Genomic DNA, 7,812 nt, shown 5'->3' on the forward strand with positions numbered 1-7,812 from the left:
GTCGTGACTTCATTTTACACGAATCAATCATGGGCCGTTTTTTTATCTAGGTGTCGCACTTGATATTACAATCTGTCATAAGAAAAATGAGGCATCTGCAAAGATCCCTCAAGAATAGAGTTTGTTCATTTTTTCAGCTTCAGCCTTTATTTTTTCAACAAGGTGCTGAGGTGAGATTACTTTCGCATCACTTCCCCACATAAGTAACCAGCGAATAAAGCCTTCGCTAATAGCGGCTTTAATCTTGATCGAAAAAGTCCGATCATCGACACTTCGAATGGAGACATCTTTTCCAAAACGGTCAATTACCACATTAACAAGGTGATTGTCGAACAGAATTTCAACATATTCGACATTTCCAGGATACATATTAAATGTTTGTTTCATATGGTCGGAGATTGAAAAGTCTGTTCCGATAAATCTCTCTTCAGAGACAGACACATTTTTCATTCGGTCAACCCGATAATGTTTGATTTTATTCTCCTGGGGATTCTTTGCTACGAGATAGTAGTAGTCGTGATTCCATACCAATCCCAATGGAATAACTGTATAAAGTTTACCGTGATGCCGAAGCACAAATTCCTTTTTGATATTGAAATTTCCATATTGGAAATGAAGCATTTTTTGCTCGATGATGGATGTATGGATTTTGTCGATATGATATCGTACTTCTTTATTTTGTGCTCTGATTGCTGGATCGACTGAAATCTGATGATGAAGCTTTTTTGCCAGATGTTTGCTTGATAAAGTTTTTATTTTTTCGATGAGCTGTTTTGACTCATCAGAAGTGATGAATCTGGCAGATGATACCGCATCAATTAGCATTCTAAGCTCATGAGTTTCAAATTTTCGATACTGGTGACTATAGAAAACGGTGTTATTGTCCTTAACGCTTTCCTCGATGCTGAATCCGCATTCTCGTAGTTCTTGAATTGTACTTCTTACAGTATTTTTCGAGACTTTGTAATCGCTTCCGAAGTGAATTTTTAGATGGTCTATGATTTCCAAGATAGATAGTTCGTGATTTTCATCCGTATGGTTAAATAAGATTTCTCTTATTTTCATGATTCGTCCTGTGTTGCTTACGTTATTCATTAAGGTTCCAACTCCTTTCATGATGGGTTCTTCAAGGATGTGAATGCTTCCTTTTCCAGCATACGCAGTTTCCTTCAAAGTACATGATTTATTTTTCCCTGCCCTTCCGCATAAGACATAGAAGTTCAAAAAAACAGGAGGGGACTTCTATGATCTTTTTGTTTCCAGAGCATCAAGAGAGGTATGAACAGTTCATAAGGCAGGATGGGACTCATCCAAAAGACAGGGAGCGGCAGGCGTTATTATACGTCTTTGCGGGCTTCAGAGATTTGGGAGATAGAATTGAGCACTTCTACGATTTTGAAGGGCGTATGATCCGATCAGAAGCATTTGAAGAGGTTAATTTGACGAGCAGTTCGAGAGCGATGGTGGAGCTTGCATTCAACTTGTACAATAACTATCCGTGTGGTACGGTAGTCGATCTGTTTGCAAATTTGGATGAGAGGAATAGGCAGTTGGCGATAAAGGCGATAAAGATCAGATTTGGAGTGAATGAGTCAGGGGATGGGATTATCTAATCCTCTGGCTTTTTGTATTCGTCCCATTCCCATATGATGTCGTGATATAATTGGAGTATTTGATGGTACGGAAAAAATGAAAGGGAAAGTCGGAATGAAGGTAAAGGAAGATTTCTTTGTCCGCAAGAGCCGTGAATTAAGTGTTATCTTAAACGAGGTTCAGAGAAAGGCTGTACTTCAGACGGAAGGTCCCTTGCTCTTGCTGGCATCGCCAGGATCGGGTAAGACAACGACGATCATTATGAGGATTGGGTATTTGATCGAAGAAAAGGGGATAAACCCTGCAAGGATAAAGGCAGTTACGTTTAGCCGAGCATCGGCGAGTGATATGAAGGAGCGGTTCAAACGCTTCTTTCCTTCTCTTCCACCAATTGATTTTTCTACGATTCATAGCCTTGCCTTTGAAGTGGTACGGGATCATTTCCGTAAAACGGGGACTGCTTACCAGATTATTGAGGGTGATCTTGATTCAGAGGAACAGAACGCATTAGATTCAAATCATCTGCCGCTACATAAAAAGATCATTTTGCGAAACTTGTTCAAGTCAATTATCGGTGAGAACATTACCGATGATCAAATGGATGAGCTGACGACTTATATCAGTTTTATAAAGAACAAAATGATTCCACAAGAGAAATGGTCATCGGTCAAAGTGGGTGTTCCTGAAGCTGAGCGGATATTGCGGGAATACGAGGCGTTTAAGAAGTCGGGACATAGTAAGCTCTTGCTCGATTATGACGATATGCTGACCATTGGGAATGTGGTTTTGGAGAGGGATAGGGAGCTTCTTCGGAAGTATCAAGATCGTTATGATTATGTGTTAACGGACGAGAGCCAGGATACTTCTACGGTGCAACATGCCATTATCGAAAAACTGGTTCAGAAACACGGCAACCTTTGTGTAGTTGCCGACGACGATCAGTCCATCTATAGTTGGCGAGGTGCAGAGCCTTCCTACCTTCTGAATTTTAAGGAGGTTTACCCTGATTCCCTGACCCTATTTATGGAGCAGAATTATCGATCAACCAAGGATATCGTGAGCGTTGCAAACCAATTCATTAAGCGAAACAAGAATCGGTACGACAAGAATATGTTTACCAAGAATCCAGCAGGTAAGCCGATCAAAATCAGGAGCTTTGCGGATTACATTTATCAGTCGAAGTATCTGGTGCAGGAAATTCAAAAGATCGAGAATTTGTCTGAAGTAGCGGTACTGTATCGAAACAATTCATCTTCTATCGCATTAATGAATGAGTTCGATAGGGCGGGCATCCCATTTTACATGAAAGATGCCGATAATCGTTTCTTTTCGCATTGGGTAGTCGAAGATATTCTGAACTTTATGCGCATGACATTTACCGACAAGAGAGCCGACATATTTGAAAAAATCCATTTAAAACTAAATGGGTATATAAGCAAACAGCAAATGGCGGCATTGAAGGAAATCCATAATAATGAATCGGTCTTTGATAACTTGCTGAAATATGTTGAGTTGCAGGATTATCAAGTCAAACTGGTAAAGGCAAACAAAGAGACGTTCCAACAAATGAGGGGGATGCCACCGCTACATGCCATTCGTGTTATTCGTGATCGGTTAGGCTACGAAAAGGCTATTGAAAAGATGTGTGAGCGTCTTGGATTCCGAAAAGAATACTTGCTTGGCATCCTTAACACGCTGGAAGAGATTGCGGTTGGGTTGGAGACAATGGAGGAATTTGCGAGTCGTCTCAAGCATCTGGCATCGGTGTTAAAGACGGCAAAATCCAGAAAGGGTCAAAATGTTGTAACGTTCTCCACTTTTCATAGTGCAAAAGGGCTGGAGTTTGAGCGAGTATACATGATTGACCTAATCGATGGGATTATTCCATCCTCGGAGGATTACAAAATAGGAGCGGCCGAGGGCAATGCCATGGAAGAGGCAACCCGTCTGTTCTATGTTGGAATGACACGAGCAAAAAAGCACCTGGAGCTGATTGTCTATAGGAAAAGAGATGGGGAAGAGGTTTCAGAATCAGAATTTGTGGCGGCTGTTCGAAACATCATGAATCCGCCTGAAAAACAGGGGGAAGATGAGCGAAAGTCATCAGACACACTTAGCAAGCTGGGACAAGGGAAAAGTAAGAGACAGGTTGATAGACAAAAGCAGAGAACGGCTGAGATAGCATTTAATCCGAATGCGATCCGTAATAGGTCGGAGCTGATTGTTGGAAGGACGGTAAAACATAGAGTTTTCGGAACGGGATCGATCGTTCGTGTAAACGAGGAACAGATCCAGATTCAGTTTGGGTCAAATGGAAAAACACTTTCGGTTATGGCTTGTTTGGAGCGGGGCTTGTTAGAGCCAGTTTAGACTCGGGATCAGAGGGAAGACATTATTATTCGAACCCATGATCCCTGTTTTTATTAAACCCAGCCTCTAAAGTTATTTCTCCCTCGCATCGACATATAATACAAAGTTACCAATAAAACAGGATGAGAGGTAAATGCTCAATATGTAGGAGGTGGAAGAACAGGGGATTCAGGTCTGAAGTTGAAAAAAGGTTGGATTGAAATGAATAGTTGCGGGAGGAAAGTAAAGGGGGATTTGGCTACATGAGTAGTAGCTCAGTTATTCAAGCATTCGGTAATGATTTTCTTTCGGCGTTTGGCATTCAATTGGGGCGAATTGTTGAGCATGTTCCGACTGAGATTGTAAATCTTCGAAAAGAGAGAGTCATGATTGAGGAACTATTCCGATTAGAAGATGATAGCCTGCTTTATTTTGTGCTTCACGCCTCGCCGAATCCAAAAGATTTGGATGAATTGATGGTTCAATTAATGGAACATAATTTGAAGATCTATGAAAAGTACGAGAAATTGATAAATACCGTTGTCGTATTTGGACCAGCGATATCCAATGCAAAAACTTCCATAGATCTCGGTGCTATCAAATACAGGATCTCGGATGCTATATGGATGAGCCGAATTGATGGTGATGAAATTTCCGAAGATCTCGCCAGAAAAGTGAGACATACTGGTGAACTTACGGACGAGGAATTGTCCAGGTTTGTTCTTCTTCCCTTTTTACAGACAAATCTTTCTCGTTATGAGAGGGTGGTGGAGGCAATAGAGATCGCCAATCAGTTGGTTGATCACGGAAAAAGGGATTTGGTATTAAAGCTCATGAAGGCGATGACTGGGAAGTTGCTTATAGGCGATGACTTTGAACAAATTGTACAATCCTTTGAGAAAATTTAGATGATATGTAGGGGATCGGAAAAATCGGTTGAATGCCAAAATCCGATCCCTTTGTGTTTAAAAAGGGAACGTTGGTGCAGTTATTGTTCAATTGAGACAACATAGTTGGAACTTAGGCAATTGAAATTCATTGAAAGTGAGAGGATATATGGAAATATACGGGATATCCAATCATAATGGAAATAAGGGAAATGGCAAAGAAGTGGGGGAAGACAAAATGAACATTGAGATTCTCGGTGAGGAAGATTTTAAGCATTATAAAGCGATCCGAGATGGATATTTCGTCATAATCGACACAACGAGAAGGCTGATACATACTACAGGATGTTCAGATGTGAATATCTCAAGCTTCCGAGTGAAGGTGTTGGAGAATACAGGAAAAAATGGGCGTTATTATTTTACTGATGATCTTGTAGAAGGAAGAGAAACATTTCGAGCGGAAAAATGTAAGAATTGTCGTCCAAAATAGGTGTGATGTTGAAAAGTGGGATATTGGTAAGCAGAAGGGGATGAAGAGTTGAAATATTTCATTACGGATATCCATGGCGATCTAAAAGGAATGAGATTATTACTGAAGCATGTCGGAGTCGATTTGACGAAAGACCAGCTTGTGATTGGCGGGGACATGATAAACAGAGGCAAGGACAGTGCAGGAGTAGTTAAGGAAGTAAAAGCATTAATGGAAAAGCATCCTGATAACGTTCAAGCGATCATCGGCAATCACGAGGAGATGATGAGTTGGTATTTTGAACGTGGCGACAGGTTGTGGCTCAGCCATGGAGGAAACGAAACAGTACAAAGCTTCCAAAAGGCGTTTCCAGATGAGAAGCGTAGGCAAGAGCATATATCCTGGGCTTGTTCCCTACCCCTGTTTTTCGAAGACGATGAGTTTGTTTACACCCATGCAGGGTTTAACCCATACGAACCGTTAGACGGCCAGAATAGGGAAATTCTTTGGATGGAGGAGATGGATTTTTACAGCATCTCTAAAGACCTGCTTTTATCTGCTACCAAAGGCAAACCAATTGTCCATGGACATACTCCAGTTGAAAGAATCTACTTCGATGGAGTCCGCATAAACTGTGACCTTGGATCTAACACCTACTCAATCGTAGAGGAAAGGGGATTGGCTTTGGTCAATCTGACCGAAATGATCTATTGGGTTTACAAGTCTGCTCAGAAGAAGATCGAGAAGCGGAAAGTCGGGAAAATATAGGAATGAGGTTGGAGTAAATGAAAGATGGCTTTCTGTCAGATCGAAAAGTTGAGGAGCTTGAAGATGAGGCAAATGGTATTTTCGTTGTTTCTCCAGATGAAATTTCAGACTCCGAGCGAAAGGCGTATGATAAAATGACCGAGCAGTACATTCAAGAGCAGAAAAAGCAATAATCAAAAAACTATCGAGATGAAATCTTAGCCGCTGTGCGTGAGATCATAAAGCGAAAAGGCATTAATGAGTTTGAAGTTGGTGAGATCGTGGAATACATGCTCGGCAAGAATCCCAATTTGAACGTTTCGACCATTTGCACGCATATCACTTCAAGATGTTGTATAAATGCCGTCGCTAACCATGCTGTTACGTATAATGATTTTGAGCGAATTGGACGAGGGATTTATCGTTTATTCCAAACAGGATCCAAGGTCGAGGAAAGGGGAGAGTCGTCTTATGATTGCTCAAGGAATCATCATTCGAGATGATCGAGTATTAATGGTCAAGCAGTATGTCGAACGAGGGGATATTGTTTGGAATTTCCCAGGTGGAAAAATGGAAGAAAACGAAACTCCAGAGCAAGCTTGTATCAGGGAAGTGAAAGAAGAAACTGGATACGACATTCGAATCACAAAGCAATTACATGAAGAAAGTGGAAAATTCACCTTTGTAGCCGAACTCTTAGGCGGGGAACTCTATCTTGATAACCAAAATGAGTCGAACCAAGATATTATAGAAGTTGCATGGATTCGATTAGACGATCATGAAAAATTTGATTCGTATACATTGCCATTGTTGCGTATACTTTTGGAAGTGTAGATAAGGGAAAATGCTACTGTTAGTTATTAATCCCTTCTTGATAGATCACTTTAGCTTTTCAATCTCCTCTATAATTTTAATTGCGTCTGAATGGAAATACTCTTCTCCACATTGAGAACATTTGAACCCATTAACTTTCACACTTATAATGTGTTTGGATTCCACGGCGATTTCCAGTTCGGCAGGAGGGACATTTGTACAGCCGCAAAAAACACATTGCTTAATACTCGTCAAAACAGTTCACTCCTCAAGTTTTGTTTTCTAATGAATTCCTGCTCCTCATTTTCCCTTAGCCGTTCTCATGATAGCAATAAGGTCAACATACTCATTTAGTTTGGCAGATCCAGCAAGTCGAGCAAGACTGATTGCCTTCTCTTGGTTAGATTGCTGTTTGGTAGTATGATTGGTAGCCGAGCTGTCTTGACGTGCATCATTCATAATAATATACCTCCCTTACGAGCTTGAGTTGCTTTGCCCTTTTTGAACTAATCACCTATCTCAATTTGTTTTGTCTCGTAATAATGTCTACGAAGTGTTGAACGAACTATTCATTTCCTCGCACTTGTCGGCAAATTTCAAGGGAATTAATTTGATGCTTGGTTTTAACAGAGCCACCAGCCAATAGAGCCGCTCGTTTTTTCTCAGGGTCCATATGCTTATTTTTCGTTTGACCAATAAGTTTGTTATGCATTGCTATTGTTTGCACCCAACGGGAACCTTCATGGTGGACGAATTCAGGGTCAGAATAAAGCATTGGCAGTAAGTTAGAATTCTGAATGCATTCTTGGGCTTTCTCTAAGGAAATGTTGAAATGTTCTTGTAATTCGCTGGTGATTTCATTTATGAGCCATAAATCGAGTCTGTCAAGATTTTTGTGTAAACGTGAAAACGATGCTTCATATGTCGGGCTTGACATGGAGCCACTGGCGGGCA

12 protein-coding genes are annotated in these 7,812 nt (G+C 40.9%); 8 read left to right on the plus strand and 4 right to left on the minus strand.

Annotation, left to right across the window (positions count from 1 at the left end; all coding sequences use genetic code 11):
• Nucleotides 1-108: 108 nt before the first annotated feature.
• The gene (locus AC3WQH_RS24895; protein ID WP_165329016.1) at nt 109-1,095 is read right to left on the minus strand and encodes a helix-turn-helix transcriptional regulator; all 987 of its coding nucleotides are present in this window, start codon (nt 1,093-1,095) and stop codon (nt 109-111) included.
• A 149-nt stretch (nt 1,096-1,244) separates the two neighbouring features.
• Here AC3WQH_RS24895 and AC3WQH_RS24900 point away from each other — a divergent pair, with 149 nt between their 5' ends.
• From AC3WQH_RS24900 to AC3WQH_RS24935, 8 genes are all read left to right on the plus strand, one after another.
• A complete protein-coding gene (locus AC3WQH_RS24900) occupies nt 1,245-1,613 on the plus strand; it encodes a DUF6075 family protein (RefSeq protein WP_051353989.1) in 369 nt (122 codons plus the stop codon).
• Nucleotides 1,614-1,707: 94 nt separating this feature from the next.
• Complete coding sequence (locus tag AC3WQH_RS24905; protein WP_026558474.1) at nt 1,708-3,963, plus strand: ATP-dependent helicase; 2,256 nt, start codon at nt 1,708-1,710, stop codon at nt 3,961-3,963.
• Nucleotides 3,964-4,205: 242 nt separating this feature from the next.
• Entirely contained in the window at nt 4,206-4,850 is a 645-nt protein-coding gene (locus AC3WQH_RS24910) for a hypothetical protein (protein ID WP_005832245.1), read from the plus strand.
• Between the two features lie 217 nt (nt 4,851-5,067).
• Nucleotides 5,068-5,319: a hypothetical protein gene (locus AC3WQH_RS24915; RefSeq protein WP_100228563.1), complete on the plus strand. Its 252-nt coding sequence runs from the start codon at nt 5,068-5,070 to the stop codon at nt 5,317-5,319.
• Nucleotides 5,320-5,367: 48 nt separating this feature from the next.
• The gene (locus tag AC3WQH_RS24920; protein WP_026558473.1) at nt 5,368-6,066 is read left to right on the plus strand and encodes a metallophosphoesterase; all 699 of its coding nucleotides are present in this window, start codon (nt 5,368-5,370) and stop codon (nt 6,064-6,066) included.
• A gap of 17 nt (nt 6,067-6,083) precedes the next feature.
• A complete protein-coding gene (locus AC3WQH_RS24925) occupies nt 6,084-6,239 on the plus strand; it encodes a hypothetical protein (RefSeq protein ID WP_165329015.1) in 156 nt (51 codons plus the stop codon).
• A gap of 33 nt (nt 6,240-6,272) precedes the next feature.
• Nucleotides 6,273-6,548: a DUF7669 domain-containing protein gene (locus AC3WQH_RS24930; protein WP_420796657.1), complete on the plus strand. Its 276-nt coding sequence runs from the start codon at nt 6,273-6,275 to the stop codon at nt 6,546-6,548.
• A complete protein-coding gene (locus AC3WQH_RS24935; protein WP_005834415.1) occupies nt 6,517-6,879 on the plus strand; it encodes an NUDIX hydrolase in 363 nt (120 codons plus the stop codon). The genes AC3WQH_RS24930 and AC3WQH_RS24935 overlap by 32 nt, the downstream gene beginning before the upstream one ends.
• A 45-nt stretch (nt 6,880-6,924) precedes the next feature.
• On the opposite strand, the gene AC3WQH_RS24940 is transcribed toward AC3WQH_RS24935, so the two are convergent.
• The 3 genes from AC3WQH_RS24940 to AC3WQH_RS24950 form a co-directional block, all read right to left on the minus strand.
• Complete coding sequence (locus AC3WQH_RS24940) at nt 6,925-7,113, minus strand: YgiT-type zinc finger protein (RefSeq protein ID WP_005834417.1); 189 nt, start codon at nt 7,111-7,113, stop codon at nt 6,925-6,927.
• Nucleotides 7,114-7,158: 45 nt separating this feature from the next.
• Nucleotides 7,159-7,317, minus strand: a complete 159-nt coding sequence (locus AC3WQH_RS24945; RefSeq protein ID WP_165329014.1) for a hypothetical protein — start codon at nt 7,315-7,317, stop codon at nt 7,159-7,161.
• Between the two features lie 106 nt (nt 7,318-7,423).
• On the minus strand, nt 7,424-7,812 hold a 389-nt coding region (locus AC3WQH_RS24950; RefSeq protein WP_492332304.1), incomplete at its 5' end, for a hypothetical protein.

It is taken from the genome of Brevibacillus sp. FW301-21C12A, from assembly GCF_058788915.1.

What these genes read in the sequence shown, in the direction of transcription:
- AC3WQH_RS24905 (WP_026558474.1), top strand. Translation starts at nt 1,708, where the DNA reads ATGAAGGTAAAGGAAGATTTCTTTGTCCGCAAGAGCCGTGAATTAAGT.
- AC3WQH_RS24895 (WP_165329016.1), bottom strand. Translation starts at nt 1,095, where the DNA reads ATGAATAACGTAAGCAACACAGGACGAATCATGAAAATAAGAGAAATC.
- AC3WQH_RS24935 (WP_005834415.1), top strand. Translation starts at nt 6,517, where the DNA reads ATGATTGCTCAAGGAATCATCATTCGAGATGATCGAGTATTAATGGTC.
- AC3WQH_RS24925 (WP_165329015.1), top strand. Translation starts at nt 6,084, where the DNA reads ATGAAAGATGGCTTTCTGTCAGATCGAAAAGTTGAGGAGCTTGAAGAT.
- AC3WQH_RS24900 (WP_051353989.1), top strand. Translation starts at nt 1,245, where the DNA reads ATGATCTTTTTGTTTCCAGAGCATCAAGAGAGGTATGAACAGTTCATA.
- AC3WQH_RS24910 (WP_005832245.1), top strand. Translation starts at nt 4,206, where the DNA reads ATGAGTAGTAGCTCAGTTATTCAAGCATTCGGTAATGATTTTCTTTCG.
- AC3WQH_RS24945 (WP_165329014.1), bottom strand. Translation starts at nt 7,317, where the DNA reads ATGAATGATGCACGTCAAGACAGCTCGGCTACCAATCATACTACCAAA.
- AC3WQH_RS24915 (WP_100228563.1), top strand. Translation starts at nt 5,068, where the DNA reads ATGAACATTGAGATTCTCGGTGAGGAAGATTTTAAGCATTATAAAGCG.